Genomic DNA, 26,999 nt, shown 5'->3' on the forward strand with positions numbered 1-26,999 from the left:
GGCGCAGGCCGCCCAGGCGGCGTCCGCGCAGGCCGGCCGGACGGTGTCCGCGCAGGCCGGCCCCGGTGTGCGGGCGGTCCTCGTGGAGGCTGCCCCGGCGCGGGGGCCCGTCTGCGCCCCGGACTCCGGCGGGCCCGCACCCGCCCCGGCCGTACCGCCCCGGGCCGGGCAGGAGCACGGCTCCGTCCCCGTCGCCCGGACCGTACCCGAAGGGGTGCGGCCGTACCGGGCCGAGTGCGTACGGGTGCCCGTGCGCGGGCCCGACCAGCGGGCGCCCGGGCCGGTGGAGCTGTCCGTGCTGCGGGTGTAGGGGAGCCGGTCCGCCGGTTCCCCCGTACACCCCGCTCTGGAGCACCCGTATGTCCACCCCGCGCAAGACCGCCCGCAAGACCTCCCGCAAGCCCCTGCTGTACGCCGCCGGGGTCGCCCTCGCCGCGGTCGCCCTCGGCCTCGTCTCCTGGCAGGCCACCGCGCCCGCGGAGAAGCACCGCGACACCTCCGCCTCCGCGAACGCCACGCCCGGCTCCGACCCCGCCGCCGAACTGAAGGCGCTGGCCCGCCGCGAACCCGGCGACAAGCTCGCCGTGGGCCGTACCGACGCGCCCGTCGTCCTCATCGAGTACTCCGACTTCAAGTGCGGCTACTGCGCCAAGTTCGCCCGGGACACCGAGCCCGAACTGGTGAAGAAGTACGTCGAGGACGGCACCCTGCGCATCGAGTGGCGCAACTTCCCGATCTTCGGTGCCGAGTCCGAGGCCGCCGCCAAGGCCGCCTGGGCGGCCGGCCGGCAGGACCGCTTCACCGCCTTCCACGCCGCCGCGTACGCCGAGGGCGCCAAGGCCAAGGGCTTCGGCGAGGAGCGCCTGGTCGAGCTGGCCCGCGAGGCCGGCGTCCCCGACCTGGAGCGCTTCAAGGCCGACATGGCCGGGGAGGAGGCCTCCGCGGCCCTGCGCCGGGACCGGGAGGAGGGCTACCGCATCGGCGTCCAGTCCACCCCCTCCTTCCTCGTCAACGGGCAGCCCATCGCCGGCGCCCAGCCCCTCGACGCCTTCACCACGGCCATCGCCCGGGCCAAGGCGCAGGCGAAGGCCGGGCAGTGACCGGCATCGGGTACGCGGCCGCCCTCCTCGGCGGCCTCCTCGCCCTCCTCAGCCCCTGTAGCGCCCTGCTGCTGCCCGCCTTCTTCGCGTACTCCATCGACTCCCGCTCCCGGCTGCTCGCCCGGACCGGGATCTTCTACGCGGGCCTCGCCACCACCCTCGTACCGCTGGGCGCGGCGGGCTCCTACGCGGGCCGGTTCTTCCACTCCCACCGCGACCAGCTCGTCCTGGCCGGCGGCTGGCTGATCATCGCGCTGGGACTGGCGCAGATCCTCGGCCTCGGCTTCGCCCCGAAGCGGCTCTCCGAGCTCTCGGGGCGGATCCGCCCGACCACCGCCCTGTCGGTGTACGCGCTCGGCGCCGTCTACGGGCTGGCCGGGTTCTGCGCCGGCCCGATCCTGGGCAGCGTCCTGACGGTGGCGGCGGTCAGCGGCAGCCCCGTCTACGGCGGCCTGCTGCTCGCGGTGTACGCACTGGGCATGGCCGTACCGCTGTTCGTGCTGGCCCTGCTCTGGGAGCGCTTCGACCTGGGCCGGCGGCGCTGGCTGCGCGGCCGCGCCCTGCGGGTGGGCCGGCTCGAACTGCACACGACCTCGCTGCTGTCCGGGCTGTTCTTCATCACCCTGGGCGCCCTGTTCCTGCTGTACGACGGGGCGAGCGCGCTGCCGGGCCTGCTGGACGTGGACGACTCGTACGCGGTCGAGGAGCAGGTCGGCGCCGTCGCGGACGCCGTACCGGACTGGGCGCTGCTCGGCCTGGTCGCCGCCGGGGCGCTGGCCTTCGGGCTGCTGCGCCGGCGGCGCTCGGCCCGCGAGGACACCGGGCGGTCCGGGGAGGAGTGAAACGCGGAAGGCCCCGTCCGGAGACGGGGCCTTCCTTTTGTGGCTGGGGCCGGGGTCGAACCGGCGACCTATCGCTTTTCAGGCGATCGCTCGTACCAACTGAGCTACCCAGCCACGAGACCGTTTCCGGCCTCAGCGATCCTGACGGGACTTGAACCCGCGACCTCCACCTTGACAGGGTGGCGAGCTAACCAACTGCTCCACAGGACCTGGTGTGTGCAAGAGCAAGTCTTGCACATGGTGTTGCGTACCCCCAACGGGATTCGAACCCGTGCTACCGCCTTGAAAGGGCGGCGTCCTGGGCCACTAGACGATGAGGGCTAAAGGCCCGCCGGGCACTTTCCAGCGCGTCGGGGACGTGAGAAGCATATGGGATCGGAGGAGGTATCGCCAAAACGGTTTCCACCCGCGAGCGGGAACGGCCTGCGGCGGGGCGACAATGGCCGGGTGCTGGAGATGACGCGCGAGGAGTTCGAGGAGCTCGTCGCAGAGGCCCTGGACCGGATCCCCCCGGAGCTGACCCGGCTGATGGACAACGTGGCGGTCTTCGTCGAGGACGAGCCGCCGGCCGGTGACCCCGACCTGCTCGGCCTGTACGAGGGCACCCCGCTCACCGAGCGCGGCGAGTGGTACGCCGGCGTGCTCCCCGACCGCATCACGATCTACCGGAACCCCACGCTGCGGATGTGCGAGGACCGGGAGAGCGTGGTCGCCGAGACGGAGGTGACGGTGGTCCACGAGATCGCCCACCACTTCGGCATCGACGACGAACGCCTGCACGCCCTGGGATACGGGTGACCCGGCCCGTCCCGGGCTCGGAGGCGATCGACCCCGACGTCGACCTCCACGTCCCCGCCCAGCGTGCCGAGCCGCAGGGCCGCGTCCTCGCGGCCGTGGCCGCCGGCGGGGCCCTGGGGGCGACCGCGCGCTACGGGGTGTCCCTGCTGTGGCCGGCCGCGGCCGCGGGCTTCCCGTGGGCGACCTTCTGGACCAACGTCGTGGGCTGCGCGCTCATCGGCGTGCTGATGGCGCTGATCAGCGAGGGCGGACGGCGCTCCCCGCACCCGCTGCTGCGCCCCTTCGCGGGCACCGGGGTGCTCGGCGGGTTCACCACCTTCTCGACCTACGCCGTGGACTTCTCGCGCCTCCTGGACGCCGGCCGCGCCGGGCTCGCGCTGGCGTACGCCGGGCTGACCGTGGCGGGCGCGCTGGGCGCGGTGTGGGCGGCGGCCTCGGTGACCCGGCTGGCGGTACGGGGGCGGGGGGCCGCGTGAACTGGCTGCTGGTGGTGGCGGGGGCGGTCGTCGGCGCGCCGCTGCGGTACCTGACCGACCGGTTCGTGCAGGCGCGGCACGACTCCGTCTTCCCGTGGGGGACCTTCGTGGTCAACGCGGGTGCCTGCCTGGTGCTGGGGGTGCTCTCGGGGGCCCTGCTCGCGGGCGCCGGCTCCTCGCGGACGGCGCTGCTGCTGGGGACGGGGCTGTGCGGGGCGCTCAGCACGTACTCGACGTTCTCGTACGAGACGCTGCGGCTGGCCGAGCGCGGCTGGAAGTTCCTCGCCGCGGCGAACGTGGCGGCCTCGGTCCTGGTCGGCCTCGGCGCCGTGACGCTGGGGTCGCAGGTGGCGCGGCAGCTGTTCGCCTGACCCGGCGGCCGTCCGCGCAACTCGCGCAAGGGGCGTGTCTCTTACGGGGTAAAGGGAGTTGGGCTCATTGACCCGCTCACCGCGGACCTCGCCCCGCGCCCAGGAGGTGCCCCCGTGCGCCCGTTGCACCCCTCCCTCTCCACGACCCTGAGACTGGCCGTCTCCGCCCTCGCCGTGGCGGCCACGGCGGGCTGCATGAGCGTGGGCGAGGACGCGGCGAAGCCCGGGCCGGCCGCCTCGGTCGGCGGCAAGGACACCGGCGGGACGGCCGGGGGCGCGGCCGCCGGGCACGGCTCGGGGATCCACGGCAACGGGCACGGCGTGAAGGAGGGCACGGGCCCGCAGGACGGGAAGTCCGGCGAGCCCGGCAAGGCCTCCGGGACGACCGGGGCCTCCCCGGGCCCCGGCGCGCCCGCGGGCAAGCCGGGCCAGCCCTCGCCGTCGGCCGGTCCCGGGGGCGGGGCCGGCGGGCAGGGGGGCCAGGTGCCGTCCGGGGGCGGCTCGGGGTCGGGGTCTGGAGCGGGTGGTTCCGGTTCGGGGTCCGGGTCGGGCTCGGGAGCCGGGGGGTCCGGTTCGGGGTCGGGGTCCGGTGGTGCGGGCGGGGCGGGTGGGGCCGGTGGGTCGGGGTCGGGCGGATCCGGAGGGTCGACCACCACGCCCGGCGGCGGGGCCACCACGCCCCCTGTGACGCAACCCACGCCGAGCGAGACGCCTCCGGCGTCGCCGGGGCCGAGCGCGGCCTGAGGATGGACGCGGGGGGCTCCGTCGCAGGTCAGAGGGGTTTTTCCGGCAGCGACTTGCCAGACCCCCGGGAGGGTGCGTATGGTTATAGATCGTTTGATCCCATTGCCCGGCGCCGAATCCGAAGAGCGCCGTGTGGCGCGTACTCTCCCTAGCCGTGGCTGACCGCATTGAGGCGGTCGATTTGCGATTCACGGAGTTTGGGCGCGTGCCGAGACTCCGGAAGGTTTCGCATTTCGCATGTCCATTTCCAGTTCTGACCGTTCCGTCATGCCCGAGAACGACTCCACCGAGATCGTCGACGCCGTAGAAGCCCTTGTGGTCACCGAGGCCATGGAGGCCGCGGAGGCGAACGAGATCATCGAGGCGCTTGAGGCCGACGTGACGGCCGACGCCGACGTCGACTCCGACGAGGACGCCGCCGACGCCGAGCCCACGGTCACCTTCGCGGACCTCGGTCTGCCCGAGGGCGTCGTGCGCAAGCTCGCGCAGAACGGCGTCACCACCCCGTTCCCGATCCAGGCCGCGACCATCCCGGACGCCCTGGCCGGCAAGGACATCCTCGGCCGCGGCCGCACCGGCTCCGGCAAGACCCTCTCCTTCGGTCTGCCGACCCTGGCCCGCCTGGCCGACGGCTACACGGAGAAGAAGAAGCCCCGCGCCGTCATCCTCACCCCGACCCGCGAGCTCGCGATGCAGGTCGCGGACGCCCTCCAGCCCTACGGCGACGTCCTCGGCCTGAAGATGAAGGTCGTCTGCGGCGGTACCTCCATGGGCAACCAGATCTACGCCCTGGAGCGCGGTGTCGACATCCTCGTCGCCACCCCCGGCCGTCTGCGCGACATCATCAACCGCGGCGCCTGCTCCCTGGAGAACGTCGAGGTCGCCGTCCTCGACGAGGCCGACCAGATGGCCGACCTGGGCTTCCTGCCCGAGGTCACCGAGCTGCTCGACCAGGTCCCGGCCGGCGGCCAGCGCATGCTCTTCTCCGCCACGATGGAGAACGAGATCGGCACCCTGGTCAAGCGCTACCTGTCGAACCCGGTCAGCCACGAGGTCGACAGCGCCCAGGGCAACGTCACGACCATGACCCACCACGTCCTCGTCGTGAAGCCGAAGGACAAGGCCCCGGTCACGGCCGCCATCGCCGCCCGCAAGGGCCGCACCATCATCTTCGTCCGCACCCAGCTGGGCGCCGACCGCATCGCCGAGCAGCTCGTCGAGGCCGGCGTGAAGGCCGACGCGCTGCACGGCGGCATGACGCAGGGCGCCCGTACCCGCGTCCTCGCCGACTTCAAGGACGGCTACGTCAACGCGCTCGTCGCCACCGACGTCGCCGCCCGCGGCATCCACGTCGACGGCATCGACCTGGTCCTCAACGTGGACCCGGCCGGCGACCACAAGGACTACCTGCACCGCTCGGGCCGCACCGCCCGCGCCGGCAAGTCGGGCGTCGTGGTCTCCCTCGCCCTGCCGCACCAGCGCCGCCAGATCTTCCGCCTGATGGAGGACGCGGGCGTCGACGCCTCGCGCCACATCGTCGGCGGGGCCGGCGCCTTCGACCCGGAGGTCGCCGAGATCACCGGTGCGCGCTCGCTCACCGAGGTCCAGGCCGACTCCGCGAACAACGCCGCCAAGCAGGCCGAGCGCGAGGTCGCCGACCTGACCAAGCAGCTGGAGCGCGCGACCCGTCGCGCCGCCGAGCTCCGCGAGGAGGCCGACCGCCTCGTCGCCCGCTCCGCCCGTGAGCGCGGTGAGGACCCGGAGGCCGCCGTCGCCGAGGTCGTCGAGGCCGCCGAGGCCGAGCTCGCCGCCGCCGTGGCCGAGCAGGCCGCGCAGGCCGCCGCCCAGGAGCAGCGCAACTCCGAGCGCCGCGACGACCGGGGCAACTACGAGCGCCGCGACAACCGCCGCGACGACCGTGGTGACCGTGGTGGCTTCCGTCGCGATGACCGTCCGTCCGGTGGCTTCCGCCGCGATGACCGTCCGTCGGGTGGTTTCCGTCGTGACGACCGTCCGTCGGGTGGCTTCAACCGTGACGACCGTGGTGACCGCGGTGACCGTGGTGGCTTCCGCCGCGATGACCGTCCGTCCGGTGGCTTCCGCCGTGACGACCGTCCGTCGGGTGGTTTCCGTCGCGACGACCGTCCGTCGGGTGGCTTCAACCGTGACGACCGTGGTGACCGTGGTGGCTTCCGCCGCGACGACCGTCCGTCCGGTGGTTTCCGTCGTGACGACCGTCCGTCGGGTGGCTTCAACCGCGACGACCGTGGTGACCGTGGTGGCTTCCGCCGCGACGACCGCCCGTCCGGTGGCTTCCGCCGTGACGACCGTCCGTCGGGTGGTTTCCGTCGCGATGACCGTCCGTCGGGTGGCTTCAACCGTGACGACCGTGGTGACCGTGGTGGCTTCCGCCGCGACGACCGCCCGTCCGGCGGCAACGGCTCCTTCGGCGGCCGCCGTGACGACAAGCCCCGCTGGAAGCGCAACGGCTGACGCCTGAGCCCCATCTGACGCGGAATCGGCCCCCACAGCACCTCGGTGCGGTGGGGGCCGAGCCCATTTCCGGCCGCTTTCACCCCACCCGCACCCCCTGGCGGGAAACCGCCGGGGCCACACCCGGCGATACCCGATCGGCCAGCAGCCCCTCTGCGGCTATGCTCTGGGGTGAGCACATGGAGGGCCATTAGCTCAATTGGCAGAGCAGCGGACTTTTAATCCGTTGGTTGTCGGTTCGAGTCCGACATGGCCTACCTCCCGCAGGCGGGGGAAACCCCCTCCGACCTGCCCCCGAGCGCCCCTCCGGTTCCGACCGGAGGGGCGCTCGGTGCGTTGGCGGCCGTACGGGGCTCCCGGGACGGGCGGCTCTGGCCGGAACGTGACGGGCCGTCGGGGTGCGGCACGCCGGGGGATGACCCCTTCGGCCCATTGGCGATGGGCCATCGCGCTGATCGGGCAGCGCGCCTCCGGCTGGATGCGGTCATACCGGTCACATCATGCGAAAGGAGGCCGAATCCTTCGCCTCCCGGCCCATCTCTTCGGTTCCCCAAGGAGCAACACGCATGAGTCCTGAGAAGAGGACCGCATCCCCTCTCGGCCCGCTCCCCCGGCAGGGCAGGTACCTCGCCGGCAGCGCGGTGGCCTCGCTGGCCGTCGTGGTGCTGGGCCTCGCCGCCCCGGCGCTGGCCTTCGGTACGACCGCGCCGCCGGCGGCGTCGGCCGGCCTCGACCGGTGCAAGGAGCACGACCGCGACCATGACGACGACGGCGACCGCGCCGCGGCCGGCCGTGAGGTCGCGAAGGGAGGCGGCCACGGGGACGACGACTGCAAGCAGGGCCCGCGGGGCCCGCGGGGTCCGAAGGGACCGAAGGGCGACACGGGCCCGACGGGCCCGACCGGGGCGACGGGCGCGACCGGCGCGACGGGTGCCACGGGCGCGACGGGTGCCACCGGCGCGACGGGCGCCACGGGCGCGACGGGTGCGACGGGTGCGACCGGCGCCAGTGGGTGTGGCTTCGGCATCGACTCCGTCCTGCCCAACGACACCGAGGAGTTCGCCGTCGTCCTCTTCAACGGGCGTGCGTTCGGTGGGCACCGGGACGACCCGCAGACGGGTCCGTACAAGTTCGAGGACCTCACCAACCCCGCGCAGAACCCGAACTACCCCGACCCCTCCATCGTCTGCGGTGCCACCATCTCGTCCCACGGCCGGGTGACGAACTTCAAGGTGCTGACCCTGACCGGCTTGGTGTACGAGCTCCAGTGCTCGTCCAACGGTGTGACCCTGAACTGCGGCTCCACGGCCCCCCTGGACCAGAGGCCCTGGACTCCGCTCCCCCTCACGTTCATCCCCAGCGGCCCGTTCCTGGCCGGCAACGTCGAGTCGGCCCCGGCCTCCGGCTTCGCGGGGGCGGAGAAGGGCCTCGCGAAGAGCGGCAAGCGGTCCTGACCCGGCCCTGATCCCGTCAGCCGTGCCGCGCCCGAAGCTGTTCTGGGCGCGGCACGGCTTCATTTATCCCCTCTGACCTGCGGTGATGCCCCTCAGGAGGGGCTCGGGCGGCTTAATTGGCGAGAGCCGTCCCCCGGATGCCGTAGAGTTGGGTTCACCGACGCGGGGTGGAGCAGCTCGGTAGCTCGCTGGGCTCATAACCCAGAGGTCGCAGGTTCAAATCCTGTCCCCGCTACTGAAGGCCAAGGCCCGGATCCCATGGATCCGGGCCTTCGTCGTATCCGCCGTCACCCGACCGGTCCGGCCGGGTCGCCGGGCCGGGTCCGGGCCGCCAGCCTTGAGGGGCGGGGCTACCGGGCGGCAGGAGAGCGGCGTGGGGCTGGGCCGGCAGGGCGACGGTGGGAGCGGGGACGGTGCCGCCCGGCGGGTGGTGCGGGTCCTGCCGTTCCTGCTGGTCCTCCTCGGACTGGCCTTCGACCTGCTGACCCCGCCCAGCTTCACCGGCTCCCCCTTCTTCACCGCCGCCCCGCTGATCGCGGCGCCGCTGTTCAGCCTCGGGGCGACCGCGGTGACCGGGATCGCGTCCTCGTCGGCCGTCGTGGGCCTGCACTTCTACAACGGGACCAGCTGGAAGGCGGAGGCGCTGACCGAGCTGGTGACCGTGCTGACCGTCTCCGGGCTGGCCCTGCTGATCAACCGGGTCGTGCGGCGCAGCGGCGAGCGGCTCGCCTCGGCGCGCGGGATCGCCGAGGCCGCCCAGCGGGCCGTACTGCCGACCCCGCCCGCGCGGATCGGGGGGCTGCACGTCGCCGCCCGGTACGAGGCCGCGCAGGCCGACGCGTTCATCGGCGGCGACCTGTACGCCGTCCAGGACACCCCGTACGGGGTCCGGCTCGCGGTGGGCGACGTACGAGGCAAGGGGCTGGGGGCGGTGGAGGCCGTCGCGGTGGTGCTGGGGGCCTTCCGGGAGGCCGCCGAGACCGAGTCGACCCTGGAGGGGCTCGCACGCCGGCTGGAGCGGGCGCTGGCCCGCGAGGGGACCCGGCGTGAGGGCCTGGACGCGGAGGAGGGGTTCACCACCTGCGTGCTCGGGGAGATCCCGGCCGGTGCCGGGGTGCTGCGGCTGGTCAACCGGGGGCATCCCGAGCCGCTGCTGCTGTACGCCGACGGGGGGCTGGCCGTCCTGGCCCCGGCCGAGCCCGCGCTGCCGCTGGGCCTGGGCGAGCTGGCGGAGGGCCGGCCCGACACGGCCGGGGAGTGGCCGTTCCCGCCGGGCAGCACCCTGCTCCTGTTCACGGACGGGGTGACCGAGGCGCGGGACGGGGCGGGGGTCTTCTACGACCCGGCGGTCCGGCTGCGGGGGCGGGTCTTCCCCGGGCCGGACGAGGTGCTGAGCGCGCTCAGCAGTGACGTGCGCCGCCATACGGGCGGCGGGACGACCGACGACATGGCCCTCCTGGCGGTGGGGCGGGCGGGGGAGGGGCAGCCGGAACGCAGGAGGACGGTCCCGGTGGTGCCCCGCGAGGACGAGCCCGGTGACCGTGCGTAGCTTATGGGGCGCTCTGCGCAAGGTGGTTGACGGCCGGTCATTCGGCCACTGTGGCCGGAGTGATAAGGGAGGCGGCGACCTTTTGCCCTGATTGGGTTGGTGTGTTGGCGTATGTGGCGGCCAAAGTTGTTCGGGGGGTGGCCGATTGGCGTGAACGATCATTCGTGCCAGCTTGGAATCACTCCCCTGCGTCTATTACCGTTTGATAACGCAGCGCGGTCGTCCAGCCGTCGCCCTCGACGGCACCCGTGTGCGTTCTCGCCCATGAGGAGTGTGCCCGGTGGCCTCCAACTCGCCTGCCCCTGAAGGCATCGAACTCCAGGAGACGCCCACCGCAGGCGCATGGGGCGAGTGGAATCCCACCGAGGACTCCGCCCGTCCGCTCCGGGGCAAGCACCGGGTCCTCAAGCCGCGCGGCGGACTCGCCCGCAGCTCGACCGTCCTCGGCGTCGGCGTGATCGCGGCGGTCGGCGCGGGCGGCATCGCCACCGCGCAGGACCGGCCCCAGGTCGCCATATCCGTGCCCTCGATCCCCGACCTGCTGGGCGGCGGGGACCACTCCGCAGCGGCCGCCGCGCACGCCGAGTCCGTGAGCGTGCCCCGGCAGGCGGACGGGCAGCAGGAGGTCCGGACCCAGGGGCACACCGACGCCGGCGAGGCGCTGCGCCACCGCATCCTCCAGCAGGCCGAGTCCCAGCAGGACGCCGCCGAGGCCCAGGCCCGGGCGGAGGCCGAGCGGGTCGCCCGAGAGAGCGCCGCGCAGGAGGCCCGCAGTCAGAAGGAAGCGGCCGACAAGGAGGCCGAGGCGGTCCGCGCCGCCGCCGAGAAGGCCGCCGCCGAGAAGGCGGCCGCGGACGAGGCCGCCAGGCAGGCCGGGACCAAGGGCGCGGCGGACACGGGTTCGGGCGGCGGTTCCACGGTGAAGTCCTCCGGCGGCTGGTCGCTGCCGACCTCGTCCTACACCCTCACCTCGCACTACGGGGACGCGGGCTCCATGTGGTCCTCCGGCCACCACACCGGCCTGGACTTCGCCGCGCCGACCGGGACCCCGGTCAAGGCCGTCGGCGGCGGGACGGTCGTCTCGGCGGGCTGGTCGGGGGCCTACGGCTACCGGATCGTGCTCCGGCTCGACGACGGCACCGAGGTCTGGTACTGCCACCTGTCCTCGATGTCCGTCACCTCCGGCTCGGTCGGCGCGGGCGAGACCATCGGCCGGGTCGGCGCGACCGGCAACGTCACCGGCGCCCACCTGCACCTGGAGGTCCGCAAGGGCGGATCGACGGTCGACCCGCTGTCGTGGCTGACCGCCCGGGGCCTGGACGTCTGAGCCCCTGCCGGAATCACCCCCGGGCGGCCGAGAGTTCCGCCCGCCTCGGGGCCGGTACGGCGAGCGGCGCGGCCTGCCGGGCGTGGCGGGCGGGGCCCGCGGCCGCCGGGCCGGAGCGCGGTGGCAGCAGCTCCTCCAGTACGGCCGCCCGGGCCAGGGCGGGCGCGGCGGTCGCCCGCCGCAGCCAGAGCCGGTGCAGCAACTCCCGCTCCCGCGCGGCGAACCGGGGATCCCCGCCGACGCCCGCCTGCCGGGCCCGCCGGCGCAGCAGGGCCAGCGCGGCGGCGTCCGACGTGTACCGGGACACCGCCCGGGCGGCGGGGCGGCCGCCGGTGGTACGGGCCAGGGCCCGCGCCAGGGAGCGGGCCGGCATCGAGGCCAGTGCCGGCACTTCCGCCGGGCCGATCCAGCCCGCTGCGGCGTACACCGACAGTTCGGCGGCGACGGTCCGCAGCCGTGCGCGCCGCATCCGCACCGCCAGCCACAACAGCAGCCCGAACACCGGGACCATCACGCAGCAGTAGACCCAGTAGAACCCGTACTCCCCGATGTGGGACGAGCCGTTCCACAGCGCGTGCGCGGCCATGGCCAGGGCGAGGCCCAGCAGCGGCAGCCCGGCCCGGCGGGCGCGCCGGTCGCTGAACGCGGCGATGCCGAACCCGAGGCCGGTCAGCACGGTGAACAGCGGGTGCGCGAAGGGGGAGAGCACGACGCGGACGAAGAAGGTCGCCGCCGTCACCGAGTCGAGCACGCCGGTGCCCTTGGCCAGGTCCTCCTCGAAGGCGTTGCCCAGGTAGAGGACGTTTTCGGTGAAGGCGAAGCCGGTCGCGGTGAAACCGGCGAACACGAACCCGTCGGCGGCGCCGGCGCACGGCGGTCTTCGGAGGGCGAACACGGCGAACAGGGCGGCCGCCTTGGCGCACTCCTCCACGACCGGGGCGACCGCCACCGAACCGAGCAGGTCGGCCGCGGCGGGGTCGGCGGCCTCGGCCATCCACTCCGTGGCGAAGCTGTTCGCCAGTATCGCGATCAGCGCCGCGGTGCAGGCCCCCCAGCCGAAGCAGAACAGCAGCAGCCGCCAGGGGCCGGGAGCCGCCCGGCCCAGCCACCGGAACGCCGCCATCAGCGGCGGCACCGGCAGCAGGGCCAGGCCCAGGCCTACGAAGAAACCGGCCGTGCCCGTCTGTTCCCGCACGAGTTCGAGGATGGCGGCCCCGGTCGCGCCGAGCAGGACGACGAGCACGCACGCGCGGGCCGCGCCCGACGGGCGTGCTCGCACACGGGAGAGCGCTCGGAGCACATGATGACCCTACCGAGCCGCTCGGACACTCGGAGTGACGTTTGTCGGTTCTTGGGCTACGCCTTGGGTTCTGTGCGAGTGAAGAGCAGGTCGTGTACGACGTGGCCCTTGTCGAGGCCCTGGCCCTCGAAGCGGGTGAGGGGGCGGAACTCCGGGCGCGGGGCGTAGCCGCCGTCGGCCTGGGTGTTCTCGAACTCGGGGTGCGCGGTGAGCACTTCGAGCATCTGCTCGGCGTACGGCTCCCAGTCGGTCGCGCAGTGCAGCAGCGCGCCGGGCGCCAGGCGGGTGGCGGCCAGGTCGAGGAACTCCGGCTGGATCAGCCGGCGCTTGTGGTGGCGCGCCTTGGGCCACGGGTCCGGGAAGTACACGCGCATCCCCGCCAGCGAGTGGGGCGGGAGCATCTCGCGGAGCAGGATGATCGCGTCGCCGTTGGCCACGCGCACGTTGGTCATCCCGCCGCGCTCGGCGAGCGCGAGGAGGTTGCCCTGGCCGGGGGTGTGCACGTCGGCGGCGAGGATGCCGGTGGCGGGGTCGGCGGCGGCCATCTGCGCGGTCGCCTCGCCCATGCCGAAGCCGATCTCCAGGACCACCGGGAGGCCGTCGAAGAGGCGGTTCAGGTCGATGACCTCGCGGCCGTCGATGTCCAGGCCCCAGGTGCCCCACAGCCGCTTGAGCGCCTCGCCCTGGCCGGTGGTGACCCGGCTGCGGCGCGGCTGGAAGCTGCGGATCCGGCGCTCGTGGTGCGAGCCGGCGGGGTCGGGCGCGGGCCCGTCGGGGAAGCGGGGCTCGGTCCGCCACTTGGGCGGCACGTACGCGTCTGCCTCCGGCGCGGCGTCGGGGAGGCTGGGCTGGGGGTTCAGGGACTCAGACACAATGCGCCGATTCTACGCCGGGGGCCCTGTGGCGGCCGGGCGGCGCCGGGGGGTCAGGCCGAGCGGAGGGTGCGCAGGGCGCGGGCGGCGATCTCGCGGCCGATGGGGAGGGAGGCCGTCGCCGCCGGTGAGGGGGCGTTCAGGACGTGCACCGTGCGCGGGGCCTCGCGGATGAGGAAGTCGTCCACGAGCGTTCCGTCCCGCAGGACGGCCTGCGCCCGGACCCCCGCCGCGGCGGGGGTGAGGTCCGCCTCCGTGACGGAGGGCAGCAGGCGGCGTACGGCCTCGGTGAAGGCCGCCTTCGACAGCGAGCGGTGGATCTCGCCGGCCCCGTACCGCCAGTGCCGCGCGGCCATCCGCCAGGATCCCGGCCAGGCCAGCTCCGTGCCGAGGTCGCGCGGCCGGACCGTACGCCAGCGGTAGCCCTCGCGGGCCAGCGCCGGCACGGCGTTCGGCCCGACGTGGACCCCGCCGCCGATGCCCCGCGTCAGGTGCACCCCGAGGAAGGGGAACGCCGGGTCGGGGACGGGATAGACCAGACCGCGCACCAGCGAGGGGCGGGCCAGGTCGTGGTACTCGCCCCGGAAGGGGATGATCCGCATGCCCGGGTCGTCCCCCGCGAGCCGGGCGATCCGGTCGCACTGGAGGCCCGCGCAGTTCACCAGCACCCGGGCCCGGAGCACCCGGCCCGAGGTGGTGCGCACGGCGACCGCGGACGGGCGGCGCGAGATCAGGTCCACCTCGGCGCCGTAGACGATCTCCGCGCCGGAGGATTCGGCGAGCTGCGCGGCCACCCGCCCGTAGTCCACGATCCCGGTGGTGCCGACGTGGATCGCGGCCAGGCCGCTGATCTCCGGCTCGTACTCGGCGATCTGGGCCGGACCCAGCTCGCGCACCGGGATGCCGTTCTCCCGGCCGCGCTGGACGAGGGAGTGCAGGCGGGGCAGTTCGGAGCGGTGGGTGGCGACGATCAGCTTGCCGGTCACCTCGTGCGGGATGCCGTGCTCGGCGCAGAACTTCACCATCTCGGCGGCCCCGCGCACCGCGAAGCGCGCCTTGAGGGAGCCGGGGCGGTAGTAGATGCCGCTGTGGATCACCCCGCTGTTGCGGCCCGTCTGGTGCCGGGCGGGCCCGGACTCCTTCTCCAGCACGGTCACGCGGGTGCCGGGTGCCAGGCTCGACAGGGCGTGTGCCGTCGACAGGCCGACGATCCCGCCACCGATCACCAGCACATCGCAGTCCACGCCGCCGCCCACGCTGACACCTCCCACCCCTGCATCTTGCACCCCGCCACCGACAATAGGGGCTACGCGGGAGTCACCAGCAGCGGGCGGGCCCGTTCGCGCAGCTCCGCGACGCGCGGCTCGTCACCGTACGGCTCCAGGCGGTGGAGCAGGTCCCGTACGTACTCCGTGGTGCGGGCCGAGGAGATGCGGCCCGCGACCTCCACGGCCCGGGTGCCCGCGGCGCAGGCCGCGTCGAGGTTGCCCGACTCCAGCTCGGCGACCGCGCTCACCACCAGGCGCAGGCCGTGCGAGCGCACGTACTCCTCCGTGGGGCGCGAGAGGGCCTGCTCGGTGAAGCGGCGGACCTGCCGGGGGAGTTTGAGGTCCCGGTAGCATTCCGCCGCATCCGCCGCGAAGCGGTCGTACGAGTAGAAACCCAGCCAGGTCGGGTCGGAGTCCCCCTCGCGGGAGCGTTCCAGCCAGCCCTCGGCGGCCCGCAGCGCCGAACCGGCCGCCGCCGAGTCCCCCGCCTTGGCGTGGGCCCGGGCCTCGACGAGGCGGAAGAAGCTCATGGTGCGGGCGGTGGCCAGGCCCCGGTTGCGTTCGACGGCGGCCTGGGCGAGGTCCACGCCCTCGTCGGGGAAGTCCCGGTAGGTCGCCTGGAGGGACATCGAGGCCAGGACGTACCCGCCGAGCGGGACGTCGGCGGCCGCGCGGGCCAGCCGCAGCGCCTGGATGTAGTACCGCTGGGCCGCCTCCTGCTGGCCGGTGTCGAAGGCCATCCACCCGGCCAGCCGGGTCAGTTCGGCGGTCGCCCCGAAGAGGGCGCGGCCCACCTCGTCCGTGTAGGAGCCGAGCAGCAGCGGCGCCGCGTCCACCCGCAGGCACTCGGGGACCATCGAGGAGCGCCAGTCCCCGCCGCCGTACTTGGAGTCCCAGCGGCGGGCGTCCTCGGCGGCCTCGCGCAGCTTGGCCACGTCGCTGTGGCCGACGCGCTGCGGGGGAACGCCCGGGAGCACCACGGCCGGGGCCGGCGCGGGGGCCGCCGCCGGCGCGGCGGCGGCGGTTTCGCTTCCGGGACGGGCGGGCACAACGCCCTGCGCGGGGGTTTCGGGAGTGCGCCGGGGCGCGGCGGGGGCGGAGGCGGCGCGCGCCGGGGCGGCCGTACGGACGCCGCCGGCCGCCGGAGCGCCGCCGGCCGCCGGAGCGGTGGTGCCCGTCGGGGCGGTGGTGCCGGCTGGGGCCGTGGTGCCGGTCGGGGCCGTGGTGCCCGGGAGGCCGGGCGGGCCCGGGTCGGCGGCGGGGCCCGGTTCGCGGGCCACCGAGCTGTCCGCGGGCGATATCAGCCACCGCGAGGCCGGCGTCGCGTAGGCCGACACCGAGAAGGAGCCGGCGAGCGACTGCCAGATCCCGCCACCGCCGCGCCGCCCCGCCAGGTCCAGCCGGTAGAGGTCGGTCGCCGACCGTACGGCCGCACCGACGTCACGCGGGAAGGCCAGCCCGACCTCGGGCGCCGGGTCGGCATCGGCCAGCCCGATCTCGTGCAGCGGCACCGGCCGCCCCAGCTTCGCGCCGATCGCCGCGGCGATCAGGTGCGGGGCCGCGCCCTGCGGCACCATCCCCTTCGACACCCACCGCGCGACCGAGGTCTTGTCGTACCGGAGCGTCAGACCGCGCTGCGCCCCCAGGTCGTTGACCCGCCGGGCCAGTCCCGCGTTGCTGATGCCCGCCAGGGCGAGGACGGCGCCGAGCTTCTCGTTGGGCTCGCGGAGCTCCCTGGACATGCGCCACCCCTCGTCACACGCGGAACGCAGACGCCGCCGGGGCATAGGCGCCCGGCATTTCGTAAACCCAGCGTAGTTCCCCGCCTCCCAAGCGTTAAGGCCCCTCCTTCCGTATGGCGGGATTGTTGTCCGTATGCACAGTCCGCCCCGGCCCGTTCCCCGGGGGCGCACGCCCGGGACCGTGCTCCGGCCGTGTGGCCGTGCGCCCGGCCGTGCGCTCTGGCCGCACCCGGGGCCCGGCGATTCGATGTGCGGTGCGTGGGTCGGCCCGCCGCTCGGATGCGGCAGGCCGGGGGATGCCGCTGCCTCAATCCCCGCGGGTGGCGGAACGGTCCGGGGGGTGCGATCAGGCCTCCCGGACCGCGCCCCGCGAGCGGCCGCCGCTCCCCGCGCGAGGACCCGTCCAGGCCCTCAGTACGGCTGAAGAATGGCCGAAACCGACCTATGGGGCGGTGGGAACGGAACGCCAAATACCGTGTGGCGGAGGCGTGTTCGTTTACATGTGCGCCCCCCGAAGCCGCTCTCGCACGCCCGCTTCGTGGCAGCATGGACCCCGAGCCACCGGGGCCCGCCGGCCGCGCCCTCGGCGCCGACCACGCCGTCCGTGCCGCCCGCCGTCGCCCCGGTCATGTGCCCACGGGCTGGGGGAGGCGGCGGTGCGCTGGTTGGTCGGGTGGAGCAGTATCGCCGCGAGCTTCGGCACGGCCGGACGCGTCCCGCCGCCGGCCCCCGGGACCGGGTACGACGCCCCCCCGCACGGCGGCATCGCCGACGCCGCCCACGCCGACGACCCCGCCGGCCGGGACGCCGAACGCACCGTCCACCCCGTCGGCGCCCAGCTCCTGTGGGGCGACCCCGACCCGCTCTGGGCCGTCGGCGACTGGCGCCCCGACGAGATCCGCACCATCACCGCCGACCCCGCCGACCCCTTCACCCGGCTCGCCGTCCTCGGCTGCTGCGGCGCCGGCGACGAGGAACTCCGCCGCGCCCTCTACGCCGCCCGGGGCGGAGCCCTGCGCCACCTCACCGAGTGGCCCGGCAGCTACACCGCCGTCGTCCAGACCGGCCGCCGCATCACCGTCCTCGGCGACCTCGCCGGGGCCCGGCCCGTCTTCTACACCCCCTGGGCGGGCGGCACCGCGTACGCCACCGCCGCCCTGCCCCTCGCCGACCTCATCGAGGCCCAGCTCGACGTCGGCCACCTCGCCGCCCTGCTCGCCTGCCCCGACAGCCCCGAGGCCCTGGGCGACGGCACACCGTACGCCGGGGTGCGGCGCATCCCGCCCGGCCACACCCTGATCCTGCGCGAGGGCTCCCGCGAGATCACCGGCTACGAACCCGTGGCCTCCCTCGCCGTGGCCACCCCCGAGGCCGACCCCGAGGGGGCGGTCGAAGGCGTGCGGGAAGCGTTGACGGCCGCGGTGCGCGCCCGGCTCACGGCACCCCGGCATGCTCCCGACACCCTCCTCCCCGACCCCGGACCCGTGCCCGGAATGGGCCCCGCCGACCGCCGTGCGGCCCGGGGCGCCCCCGCACCCGGCGTCGGCGCCGACCTCTCCGGCGGCACCGCCTCCGCCACCCTCGCCCTCCTCGCCGCCGGACTCCCCGGCGCCCCCGGCACCCTCCCCGGCTCCGGCTCCCGCCTCCTCGCCGTCACCTTCAACGACCTCTCCACCCCGCGCGGCCGCGAAGGCGAACTCGAACGCGCCCACGCCCTCGCCGCCGACCCCCGCCTCCACCACGTCGTCGTGGCCGCCGCCGACGAAGCCCTCCCGTACGCCGACCTAGACGGCCCCCTCACCGACGAACCCGGCCCCTGCCTCGTCACCGCCGCCCGCGACCGCCGCCGCCTCGCCGCCGGCTCCGCCGACCACTTCACCGGACACGGCGCCCGCCAGGTCCTCGACGCCCACCCCGCCCGCATGGCCGACCTCCTCCTCGACCGCAGGCGCCGCCACCTGCTGCGCCCCGTCGCCGCCCTCGCCCGCACCGCCGCCGAAGGCCCCCTGCTCGTCCCCTTCTCCGTCTACTCGGCCGCCCGCCGCCTCGCCCGTACGCCGTACCGCGCGGGCATCGAGGCCGCGGCGGCCCGGCTGCGGGAGGGCGGCGTCACCCCCACCGTCTCCGGGCCCGTCGACGCCTCGCTCGCCGCCCTCACCTGGTCCCGCCCCGGCCCGGCCGCCGGCTGGCTCACCGGGGAGGCGCTGGCGGAAGTATCGATCCGCCTGCGCGCCGCCGCCGGACGCCCGCCGCTGTCGCTGCGGCCCGGCGAGGCCCGCGCCCGCGCCCTGCTCGCCCGCCACGCCGCCGACCACCGGGTCTTCGAGCAGGCCGTAGAGGTCCGCAGCCAGCGGCTGCACGCCCCGTTCCTCGACAACCAGGTCGTCCGTGCCGCGCGCGCCCTCCCGGAGTCCCTGCGGGTACAGCCCGGGGCCCGCGCCGAGATCCTGCGCAGCGTCCTGGCCTCCGCCGGGGTACGGGAACTCCCGCCCGGCTGGGGTGTTACCGCCCCCGGCCCCAACGAGACCGCCGGCCGCCTCGGCCTGCGCGCCGCCCTCGGCTCCCTGCTGGCCCTGTTCAGCGCACCGCTGCTGGCCGACGCCGGACTGGTCGACGCCCGCGTGGTGCGCCAGGCCCTGACGGACGCCGCCGACGGGCGGCCCGTCCCGCTCGACGGGCTGGCGGAACTCGTCTCGATGGAACTGTGGCTCCGCCGCCTGATGTCCCGCCGCGGCACCTGCTGGACGGGCACCTCCACCCCCCGCCGCCGGGCGGTCCCGCCCCTGCCGGCCCCGCTGCCGAGGCTCACCCCGTCGGCGCCGCCGCCGCTGCCCCGCCCGGCCGGGCGGTAGCCCTACCGGCGCAGGCCGCGCAGGCCGCGGGGGGTGCCGATGCCGCTCGCCCGGTCGTATCCGGGAAGCGCGGCGTACGGGCCGGCGACGCCGGTGACGATGTCGTGGAAGGCACCGGGGTGGGCGTACGGGTAGGCGTTCGGGCGGTCGTTCGGGCCGGGCCGGCCGGCGAGGGCGTACATGCCGGCGACCAGCGGGGAGGAGAGGCTGGTGCCGCCGACGACCTGCCAGCCGACGGTGGGGTTGCCGGGGGTCGAGACGTAGGCGGCCATACCGGAGTCGGGATCCGCGACGGCCGAGATGTCGGGCGTGGAGCGGGTGGCGCAGGGGGCGAACCCCTGCTGGAAGGCGGGCTGCGGCTCGTACGGGGAGCAGCCTCCGCCCGTGCCGGCCCAGGCGCTCTCCGTCCAGCCGCGCAGGTTGAACGCCCGGGTCAGCTTGGTGCCGCCCACCGAGGTGACGTAGGGGGAGACGGACGGGTAGACCGGCACGCCCCCGACGTCGCCCGAGGCGAACGTGTAGACGAGGCCGGGGCGGAAGTGGGAGTCGAGGCTGCCCTCGGCCGCCTGTTCGGCGATGGCCCAGCTGCCGTTCACGCCCGTCACCCCCGGCAGGGAGCCGGCGATGTCGACGGCGGGCATGAGGGAGCTGACGATGAACGCCGTGGGAGCCTCCACGAGGGTGATCCCGCACCCCGGGCAGGTGGCGCTGACGGCCTGCATGTCCAGCCCCGCCTCAAGGGCCCAGATCGGGTCCACGGTGCCCGGCTTGGTACCGGTGGAGTACACCTTCTGGAAGCACCCGTTGGCCGTGGTGCAGGGCGGCAGGTGGAACTGGCGGCGGTAGACGGCCAGGTCCTGTTCCGCCTCGGGGTAGTCGTTCGCGACGACGATGGCGATCCTGCGCCCGGCCCCGCCGAAGGGCGGCAGCCCGTAGGCGCTCCGGATGTCCTGCGGTGACAGGCCCTCCGGCTGCTGGCCCGGCAGGAGGGCCGACCGCGCCGGCAGGTCCGTCCTGACCATGGACAGGCAGAACGCCTTGCCGGGGGTGTGCCGGTCCGTACAGACGTGACGGGACGTCGGGCCGCCACCCGGACCGGGCTGTGGCCGTGCGGCCGCGGGACCGGCGGCCAGGCCGGCGAACGCCACCGCGGCGGCCACCAGAGAGCTGAACAGACGCCTGCGCATGGCGCTCCTTCAGAACGGCGCTGGGGGGGGGAGGGACGTACGGGACGCAGCCCGGACGGCCGCCACTGTCCTCGCCGCCACCCCCCACCCCCCGCCCGACACACCCCCACCCGCCCACCCGGCCCACCAGGTTCGCCCCGCCGGACCTGCAACCAGCTCCGCCGATTCCCCAGCCCCGCCGGCGTTTGAGGCGCGGGGTCTGGGGCGGAGCCCCAAGATCTTTTCAGCCCCACCGGCGCCCGAGGTGGAAACGGTGAAAGGGCGGGGCGGGGAGAAAACCCCCCGCAGCCCAGCGCGGCGACACGGCAGAATGACCCGGTGCGGTACCTCATCCTCGGCACCACCGAGGCGCGTGACGAGACGACCGGCGCCCCCCTCACCCCCGGCGGCGCCCGCCTGCGCGCGCTCCTCGCGGCCCTCGCCCTCCGGGTCGGCTCCCCCGCGCCCGCCCCCGTCACCGACCTGGTCGACGAGGTCTGGGGCGACGACCCTCCCCAGGACGCCCCCGCCGCACTCCAGGCCCTCGTCGCCCGCCTGCGCCGCACCCTCGGCTCCCGCGACAGCGTCCACACCGACCCCGCCGGCGGCTACCGCCTCGCCGCCGGCCCCGAGGACGTCGACCTCCACCGGTTCACCCGGCTGGCCGCCCTCGGCGCCGAGCAGCTGGCCGACGACCCCGCCACCGCCGCCGGCACCCTCCGCGAGGCCCTCGCCCTCTGGCGCGGCCCCGCCCTCGCCGACCTCCCCGAACCCGCCCGCACCGCCCACGCCGCCGCCCCCGAGGCCCGCCGCGCCGCCGCCCTCCGCGACCGCGTCGAGGCCGACCTGCGCGGCGGCGCCACCGCCCCGGCCGTCCTCCTCCCGGAGATCGAGGCACTGATCCGCGAGCACCCGTACGACGAACCCCTGCGCGCCCTCCAGCTGCGCGCCCTGCGCGCCGCCGGCCGCCCCGCCGACGCCCTCGCCGCCTACGAGCGCACCCGCCGCGACCTCGCCGAAGACCTCGGCGCCGACCCCGGCCCGCAGCTGCGCGCCCTGCACGCCGAACTCCTCCAGCCCGCGCCGCCCCCGCCCGCACAACCCCGCGGCAACCTCCGGCCCCGCCTGACCTCCTTCGTCGGCCGCGAACCCGAACTCGCCGCCCTCGCCGACGACCTGGCCCGCGTACGCCTCGTCACCCTCACCGGCCCCGGCGGCTCCGGCAAGACCCGCCTCGCCGAGCACGCGGCCGCCGCCCAGCCCGAATCGGGATGGCTCGTCGAACTCGCCCGCCTCGACCACCCCGCCGCCGTACCCGGAGCCGTCCTCAGCGCCCTCGGCCTGCGCGAGAACAGCCTCGTCGCCCGAGAGAAGACCCCCGCCGACGACGACCCCACCACCCTCCTCGTCGAACACTGCGCCCACCGCCGCCTGCTCCTCGTCCTCGACAACTGCGAGCACGTCATCGGCGCCGCCGCCGAACTCGCCGAGAAGCTCCTCACCCACTGCCCCGGAGTCCGCGTCCTCGCCACCAGCCGCGAACCCCTCGGCGTACCCGGCGAGTTCCTGCGCCCCCTCGAACCCCTCCCGCCCGGCCCCGCGCACCGGCTCTTCACCGACCGCGCCGCCGCCGCCCGCCCCGGCTTTTGCGCCGACGAGGACCCGGCCGCCGTCGCCGAGATCTGCGCCCGCCTCGACGGACTGCCCCTCGCCATCGAACTGGCCGCAGCCCGGCTGCGCCTGCTCACCCCGCGCCAGATCGCCGACCGCCTCGACGACCGCTTCCGCCTCCTGACCGGCGGCGCCCGCACCCTCCTGCCGCGCCAGCAGACCCTGCGCGCAGTCGTCGACTGGTCCTGGGACCTCCTCGACACCGCCGAACGCACCGTCCTCGCCCGGATGTCCGTCTTCGCCGGCGGCTGCGACCTGGACGCCGCCGAGGCCGTCTGCGGCGCCGGCCCGGACGGCGACGTCGCCGGAACCCTCGGCTCCCTCGTCGACAAGTCCCTCGTCACGGCCGTCCCCGACCCCGACGGCATGCGCTACCGGATGCTGGAGACCATCCGCGAGTACGCCGCCGAGCGCCTCGCCGCCACCCCCGACGACGCCCGGGCCACCGCCCGCCGTCACGCCGCGTACTACCTGGCCTTCGCCGAACGCACCGAACCCCTGCTGCGCTCCGCCGGGCAGCTCACCTGGATCCGGCGCGTCGAGACCGAGCTCGACAACCTCCGCTCCGCCCTCCACACCGCCACCGAGGCGGACCCCGACCTGGAGACCGCCCAGCGGCTCGTGACCGCCCTCTCCTGGTTCCTGTGGCTGCGCAACTACCGCGCCGAGGGCGCCGAATGGGCCGCCCGGATCCTCGACGCCACCCCCGCCGACGCCCCCGAGGGCTCGGCCGCGTACTGGCGGTACATGCGCCTCCAGGTCCTCCACATGTTCCTGCTCACCGAGAGCCAGGGCACCGCGAACTTCCGCACGCCCGAGTTCGCCGCCGCCGGCACCCGCATCAGGGAGGCCTTCCGCGAGGGCTCCCCGGAGACCACCCGCTTCCCCGGCATGCTCTGGCCCGCCACGGCCTTCCTCACCGGCGACGTCGAGGGCTTCCACCCCGACCTGTCCCGCTCCGTGGAGAACTGCCGCCGCCACGCCGGCGACTGGGAACTCGGCGTCACCCTGCTGATGCGTGCCCACAACGCCATCGACATGACCGGGGGACTCGACACCGTCGACGCCGACCTCGCCGAACTCCACGAGATCGCCCGCCGCTGCGGGGACCGCTGGATGCGCGCCCAGGTCGCCAGCGCCGCCGGGGAGGCCGCGCTCTCCCGCGGCCAGTACGACACCGCCCGCACCGAGTACACGGAATGCCTGCGCCTGGCCCGCGAGGTCGGCGCCCAGATCGAGGGACCCCTGGCCCTCGCCCGCATCGCCGAGGCGGCCTACTGCACCGGGGACTACGACACCGCCGAGCGGGTCCTGGCCGAAGCCGACCGCGAGGCCGACCAGTACGGCGGGGTGTACGACATGAGCTCCTTCGCCCGGCTCCTGTCGGCGATGCTCGCCCTGCGCCGGGGCGACACCGAACGGGCCCGCACCGAGTGCGCCCGCGCCCGCGCCGACTCCGCGCAGATCAACCCGCCCCCACAGCTCACGGCCGGGCTGGACGTCATCGAGGCCGCCCTCACGGCCCGGGACAACGGCCCGCAGGCGGGTCTGGACCGGATCGCACCCGCCCTGGCCGAGGCGGTGGCCGCCCACTGCGCCGAACGCGTCCTGGCCTCCCTCGCCGAGTCGGCGGCCCTGTTCCTGGCCGGCGCCGGGCGCCCGGCCGCCAGCGTACGGGTCCTCGCGGCGGCCTGCGCCTGGCGCGGGGACCACCCCCGCTCGGTGCCGGAGGAAACCGTCCTGGAGGGGCTCCCGGCCCGCAACCTCGCCGCCCTCGGCGCGGCCGCCCACGCCGAAGCGCAGGCGCGGGGCCGCGGCCTGACCCCGGCCGAGGTCGCGGCCGAGGTGGTCCGGCACACCACGCTCAGCGGCAGCTGATCACCGCGTCGGCCCAGCTCGCCAGCGTGGGCAGCCGCCCCTGCCCGGCTTGCTCCACCACCAGCCGCAGGGCCGAGCGCCCGGCCAGCGGCACCTCCACGGCCGCCGGGGCGTCCCCGTACCCCAGCGCGTCCGAACGCCACAGCCGCTGCCCGTCGGCGTAGACGGAGAACCGCACCGTCCCGTCGGTCAGCAGCGACAGCCCGTCCACCCCGGCCCGCGCCGAGAAGGAGGAGCACTGCCGGTTGAGGGTGATCTCCACCGTGGACCGGGAGTTGACGGTGATGCCCTGCCCGAACCGCTGCCCCCCGGCCACCAGCCCCCACCGCTGCCACACCCAGCTGCTGCGCCAGGTCTCCAGCTCGGGACCGGTGTGCGGGCCCAGCGCCGCGTGGTCGAGCCGGGCCAGCTGGAAGGCCTGCGCGGGCTTCGGCGACGGGGACGGCGACGGCGACGGTGACGGCCGCGACGGCGAGGGCTTCGGCCGTGCGGACGCGGAGACCGACGGGGTCACCGGCGCCGGCGCGGAAGCCGAAGGCGAGGCGGGCCGCGGCGCGGGCACGGACGGGGCCGCACTGCGCGCCGGCGGTACGGGACCACCCGCCGCCGGCTCCGGCCCGGCCGGCGGGCTCGGCTCCGGCAGGGCGGGCGCGGGCGCCCTGGGCACCACCGGCGCCGCCACGCCGGGCGTGGGCTTGGCCTCCGGCTCGGGCTCGTCCCCGGTGAGGGCGAACACCACCCCGGCGGCCGCGGCGACCGCTATCCCGGCCGCGATGGCGGCCTTGGCGGGCAGCCCCAGCCCCTCCGAGACCACCGCCCCGCCGGTCCCCCCGGCGGCGCCCGCCCCGCTCCCGGCCGCGCCCGCGGCCCCGGCGGCACCACCCGCCCCGGCCGCTCCAGCGGCCCCGGCGGCACCCGCTCCCGCGGCCGACGACCCGCCCGCCGCCGCGGCGGCGGCCCCCGCGCCTCCGGCGGCGACCACCCCGCCGGCCACCACACCGGCGGCCTTCGCGGCGTACCCGGCGGCGAACCACCCGATGACCGCGACCGGCAGCAGCGCGGGAATCCCGGCGTTCACGTCCTTGAGCTCACCGGCCGCCAGCCGGCACTGGGCACACTCCTCCAGGTGCTTGCGCAGCCCCCGCTCCGCCCGCATCCGCAGCCCGCCCCGGGCGTAGGCGCCCAGCCGGTCCGCGTACCGGGCGCAGTCTCCGCCCGCGCTGAGCGCGGAGCTCACGTGCGCCTGGAGGTAGGCCTGCTTGAGACCCTCCCGGGCGCGGGAGGCCAGCACCGCCGTCGCGTTGGCGCTCAGCCCGAACAGCGGGGCGATCGCGCTCGGCGAGGACTCCTCGACCGTGGTGTGCCACAGCACGGCCTGCCACCGCTCCGGCAGGCTCCGGAAGGCCTGCATCGCGAGGGACCGCTCGGCCTCGTGCATCGCCCGGACGTCCGCGCCGAGTTCCAGGGTGTCGTCCCCGGACAGACCGCCCAGCGCCCCGCCGCTCTCGGCACCCGCGGCCGCCTGCTCTGCGAACACCGCGAAGTCCTCGACCAGATGCTCCCGCCGGGCCGTCTTCGCCCAGGCAGCCGCGACCCGCCGGACGGTGGTCAGCAGATAGGCCCGCACCGACTGGTCCGGCCCCGCACCGCCGCGCACCGCCTGGAGCGTCCGCGCGAACACCTCGGCGGTCAGGTCGTCGGCGGTGTGCCCGTCCCGGCAGCAGGTCCGCGCGTAGCGGCGTACGGCCTCGGCGTGCCGGCGGAACAGCTCCTCGTACGCGCCGTCGTCACCGCCGCGCATCCGGGCGACCAGCTCCGCGTCGGACGGCGGGAGCCCGCCGTCGTCCGCCCCGGAGGGAGCCGCGTGCCGCCGGCGCCCGGGCTCGCGCTGGGCCGGGACCTGACGGGCGGGCAGGCCGCCCGCCGATGCCGCGTCACCCGCGTCACCGACGCCACCGGAAGACTCGTCCCGTCCGTCAACGCTCATCGCGGAAGCCCCCGCACGACACCCTCAGACCGGTCCACCGATCCAGCGTGTCACACGGCACGGCTGCCCCGGCCCGCCTTCCGCACCGTCCACCCGTCCGGGGAAGATCCGGCGAACCGCCGGACCGCTCCTCACCCCTTCGAGTGACCGCCCGTCCCGGGCGCCCCGTTGACCGCCCGGCCGCCGGCCGCGCCTGCGGCGTCCGGCGCAGAGCGGCCCGGCCCCGCCGGTCCGCCGGCCCCCACCCCTGCGGGGACCGGCCGGCTCACGGCGAACGCCCTGCCCGTCCCCCGGGAACGGCTCACGCCGTCCCGGGAACCGGGCCCGGGATCCGGCTCACGCCGTACGGGAACGCAGACCCTCCAGCAGGATGTCCAGCAGCCGGGCCGAAGCCGCGGCCTGCTGCGCCGGGTCCGGCAGGGCGGGCGCGGCGGTCGCGATCACCAGCAGCACATCGGCCACCGTGACGTCGGTCCGCAGCTCACCGGCCTCCCGGGCCCGCTCCACCAGCCGGCCGACGACCTCAAGCAGCGCACCCGCGCCCGCGTCCTCCGACGGCTCGTCCTCGGCCGGGGTCCGCGCGCCCACGACGCGCAGCTCCGGCGCACCGCCCGCGACGGCCTGCCGCTGGTGCGGAACGCGCGCGGCGCCCTCGTCCTCGGCGGCGTCCTCCTCGGCCGAGCCGACCCGCAGCACCTGCGGCGGCAGCAGCCGGCCCGCACCCGAGGCCACGGAGGTGCGCAGGAAGCGCGACAGCGCCTGCCACGGCTCCTCCTCCTGGCCCAGAGCGGACTTCGCCTGCTCCGTCAGCCGGGCGGTCTCCTCCTCGGCTATGCGCCGGACCAGCACGTCCTTGCTGGGGAACCGCCGGTAGACGGTCCCGACGCCGACCCGCGCGCGGCGCGCCACGTCCTCCATCGGGGCCCCGTAGCCGAGCTCCCCGAAGACCTCGCGAGCGGCCCGCAGGACGTGCTCGAGGTTGCGCTGCGCATCGACGCGCAGCGGCGTCGAACGGCCCGTGCCGTGGGTGGTCGTGCCCGCGATCACGCGGCCGCCGCTCTCTGCGGACAGAGCGGTGGCAGAACCATGGAAATCGGAAATATGCATAT

19 protein-coding genes and 5 tRNA genes are annotated in these 26,999 nt (G+C 75.6%); 14 read left to right on the forward strand and 10 right to left on the reverse strand.

Annotated elements, in window-relative coordinates:
* The 3 genes from ABT403_RS37110 to ABT403_RS37120 form a co-directional block, all read left to right on the forward strand.
* Positions 1–310, forward strand: a 310-nt coding sequence (locus ABT403_RS37110; protein WP_351650818.1) for a hypothetical protein, incomplete at its 5' end; no start/stop codon positions are given.
* A gap of 49 nt (positions 311–359) precedes the next feature.
* On the forward strand, positions 360–1,100 hold the full coding sequence (locus ABT403_RS37115; RefSeq protein ID WP_344160785.1) for a DsbA family protein: 741 nt from the start codon (positions 360–362) through the stop codon (positions 1,098–1,100).
* The gene (locus tag ABT403_RS37120; RefSeq protein WP_344160788.1) at positions 1,097–1,942 is read left to right on the forward strand and encodes a cytochrome c biogenesis CcdA family protein; all 846 of its coding nucleotides are present in this window, start codon (positions 1,097–1,099) and stop codon (positions 1,940–1,942) included. Before ABT403_RS37115 ends, ABT403_RS37120 begins: the two co-directional genes overlap by 4 nt.
* 40 nt (positions 1,943–1,982) lie before the next feature.
* On the opposite strand, the gene ABT403_RS37125 is transcribed toward ABT403_RS37120, so the two are convergent.
* From ABT403_RS37125 to ABT403_RS37135, 3 genes are all read right to left on the reverse strand, one after another.
* Positions 1,983–2,056 (reverse strand) — tRNA-Phe (locus ABT403_RS37125).
* A gap of 22 nt (positions 2,057–2,078) precedes the next feature.
* Positions 2,079–2,152 (reverse strand) — tRNA-Asp (locus tag ABT403_RS37130).
* Between the two features lie 38 nt (positions 2,153–2,190).
* Positions 2,191–2,263 (reverse strand) — tRNA-Glu (locus ABT403_RS37135).
* Positions 2,264–2,389: 126 nt separating this feature from the next.
* On the opposite strand from ABT403_RS37135, the gene ABT403_RS37140 reads away from it, so the two are divergent.
* The 9 genes from ABT403_RS37140 to ABT403_RS37180 all read left to right on the forward strand — a co-directional run bounded on the left by ABT403_RS37140 (position 2,390) and on the right by ABT403_RS37180 (position 11,154).
* The gene (locus ABT403_RS37140) at positions 2,390–2,740 is read left to right on the forward strand and encodes a metallopeptidase family protein (protein WP_045946535.1); all 351 of its coding nucleotides are present in this window, start codon (positions 2,390–2,392) and stop codon (positions 2,738–2,740) included.
* Entirely contained in the window at positions 2,737–3,216 is a 480-nt protein-coding gene (locus ABT403_RS37145; protein ID WP_344160797.1) for a fluoride efflux transporter FluC, read from the forward strand. Before ABT403_RS37140 ends, ABT403_RS37145 begins: the two co-directional genes overlap by 4 nt.
* Positions 3,213–3,587, forward strand: coding sequence for a fluoride efflux transporter FluC (locus tag ABT403_RS37150; protein WP_344160800.1), 375 nt, complete (start codon positions 3,213–3,215; stop codon positions 3,585–3,587). The genes ABT403_RS37145 and ABT403_RS37150 overlap by 4 nt, the downstream gene beginning before the upstream one ends.
* Positions 3,588–4,598: 1,011 nt before the next feature.
* Complete coding sequence (locus tag ABT403_RS37155; RefSeq protein ID WP_425580214.1) at positions 4,599–6,824, forward strand: DEAD/DEAH box helicase; 2,226 nt, start codon at positions 4,599–4,601, stop codon at positions 6,822–6,824.
* A 184-nt stretch (positions 6,825–7,008) separates the two neighbouring features.
* A tRNA-Lys gene (locus ABT403_RS37160) sits at positions 7,009–7,081 on the forward strand.
* Positions 7,082–7,390: 309 nt separating this feature from the next.
* Positions 7,391–8,278, forward strand: coding sequence for a hypothetical protein (locus ABT403_RS37165; protein ID WP_344160806.1), 888 nt, complete (start codon positions 7,391–7,393; stop codon positions 8,276–8,278).
* A gap of 161 nt (positions 8,279–8,439) precedes the next feature.
* Positions 8,440–8,513 (forward strand) — tRNA-Met (locus tag ABT403_RS37170).
* Between the two features lie 138 nt (positions 8,514–8,651).
* Positions 8,652–9,827 (forward strand): PP2C family protein-serine/threonine phosphatase, encoded by a 1,176-nt coding sequence (locus ABT403_RS37175; RefSeq protein WP_425580215.1) that lies wholly within the window; start codon positions 8,652–8,654, stop codon positions 9,825–9,827.
* A gap of 280 nt (positions 9,828–10,107) precedes the next feature.
* Positions 10,108–11,154 carry a M23 family metallopeptidase gene (locus ABT403_RS37180; RefSeq protein WP_425580216.1) on the forward strand — a complete coding sequence of 349 codons (1,047 nt, stop codon included), beginning with the start codon at positions 10,108–10,110 and terminating at the stop codon, positions 11,152–11,154.
* 13 nt (positions 11,155–11,167) lie between these two features.
* Here ABT403_RS37180 and ABT403_RS37185 read toward each other — a convergent pair whose 3' ends face one another.
* The 4 genes from ABT403_RS37185 to ABT403_RS37200 all read right to left on the reverse strand — a co-directional run bounded on the left by ABT403_RS37185 (position 11,168) and on the right by ABT403_RS37200 (position 16,336).
* Positions 11,168–12,433 (reverse strand): PrsW family intramembrane metalloprotease, encoded by a 1,266-nt coding sequence (locus tag ABT403_RS37185; RefSeq protein ID WP_425580217.1) that lies wholly within the window; start codon positions 12,431–12,433, stop codon positions 11,168–11,170.
* 77 nt (positions 12,434–12,510) lie between these two features.
* Positions 12,511–13,326, reverse strand: coding sequence for a tRNA (guanosine(46)-N7)-methyltransferase TrmB (gene trmB, locus ABT403_RS37190; protein ID WP_425580218.1), 816 nt, complete (start codon positions 13,324–13,326; stop codon positions 12,511–12,513).
* A 53-nt stretch (positions 13,327–13,379) separates the two neighbouring features.
* Positions 13,380–14,612, reverse strand: a complete 1,233-nt coding sequence (gene lhgD / locus ABT403_RS37195) for an L-2-hydroxyglutarate dehydrogenase (protein WP_344160809.1) — start codon at positions 14,610–14,612, stop codon at positions 13,380–13,382.
* Positions 14,613–14,632: 20 nt separating this feature from the next.
* Positions 14,633–16,336, reverse strand: a complete 1,704-nt coding sequence (locus ABT403_RS37200; RefSeq protein WP_344160812.1) for an NsdA family TPR-like regulatory protein — start codon at positions 16,334–16,336, stop codon at positions 14,633–14,635.
* Between the two features lie 656 nt (positions 16,337–16,992).
* Between ABT403_RS37200 and ABT403_RS37205 the strand changes: the two genes are divergently transcribed.
* Positions 16,993–19,188, forward strand: a complete 2,196-nt coding sequence (locus ABT403_RS37205) for an asparagine synthase-related protein (RefSeq protein ID WP_344160815.1) — start codon at positions 16,993–16,995, stop codon at positions 19,186–19,188.
* 2 nt (positions 19,189–19,190) lie between these two features.
* On the opposite strand, the gene ABT403_RS37210 is transcribed toward ABT403_RS37205, so the two are convergent.
* Positions 19,191–20,375, reverse strand: a complete 1,185-nt coding sequence (locus tag ABT403_RS37210) for a S53 family peptidase (protein ID WP_344160818.1) — start codon at positions 20,373–20,375, stop codon at positions 19,191–19,193.
* Positions 20,376–20,693: 318 nt separating this feature from the next.
* Here ABT403_RS37210 and ABT403_RS37215 point away from each other — a divergent pair, with 318 nt between their 5' ends.
* On the forward strand, positions 20,694–23,903 hold the full coding sequence (locus ABT403_RS37215; protein ID WP_344160821.1) for an ATP-binding protein: 3,210 nt from the start codon (positions 20,694–20,696) through the stop codon (positions 23,901–23,903).
* On the opposite strand, the gene ABT403_RS37220 is transcribed toward ABT403_RS37215, so the two are convergent.
* Both ABT403_RS37220 and ABT403_RS37225 read right to left on the reverse strand, forming a co-directional pair.
* Entirely contained in the window at positions 23,890–25,890 is a 2,001-nt protein-coding gene (locus ABT403_RS37220) for a sigma-70 family RNA polymerase sigma factor (protein ID WP_344160824.1), read from the reverse strand. The two genes, ABT403_RS37215 and ABT403_RS37220, sit on opposite strands and share 14 nt — an antisense overlap.
* A gap of 336 nt (positions 25,891–26,226) precedes the next feature.
* The gene (locus tag ABT403_RS37225) at positions 26,227–26,997 is read right to left on the reverse strand and encodes a TetR/AcrR family transcriptional regulator (protein ID WP_344160828.1); all 771 of its coding nucleotides are present in this window, start codon (positions 26,995–26,997) and stop codon (positions 26,227–26,229) included.
* Positions 26,998–26,999: the final 2 nt, after the last annotated feature.

This window comes from Streptomyces sp. NPDC000075 (assembly GCF_040301925.1).
GTDB lineage: Bacteria > Actinomycetota > Actinomycetes > Streptomycetales > Streptomycetaceae > Streptomyces > Streptomyces polychromogenes.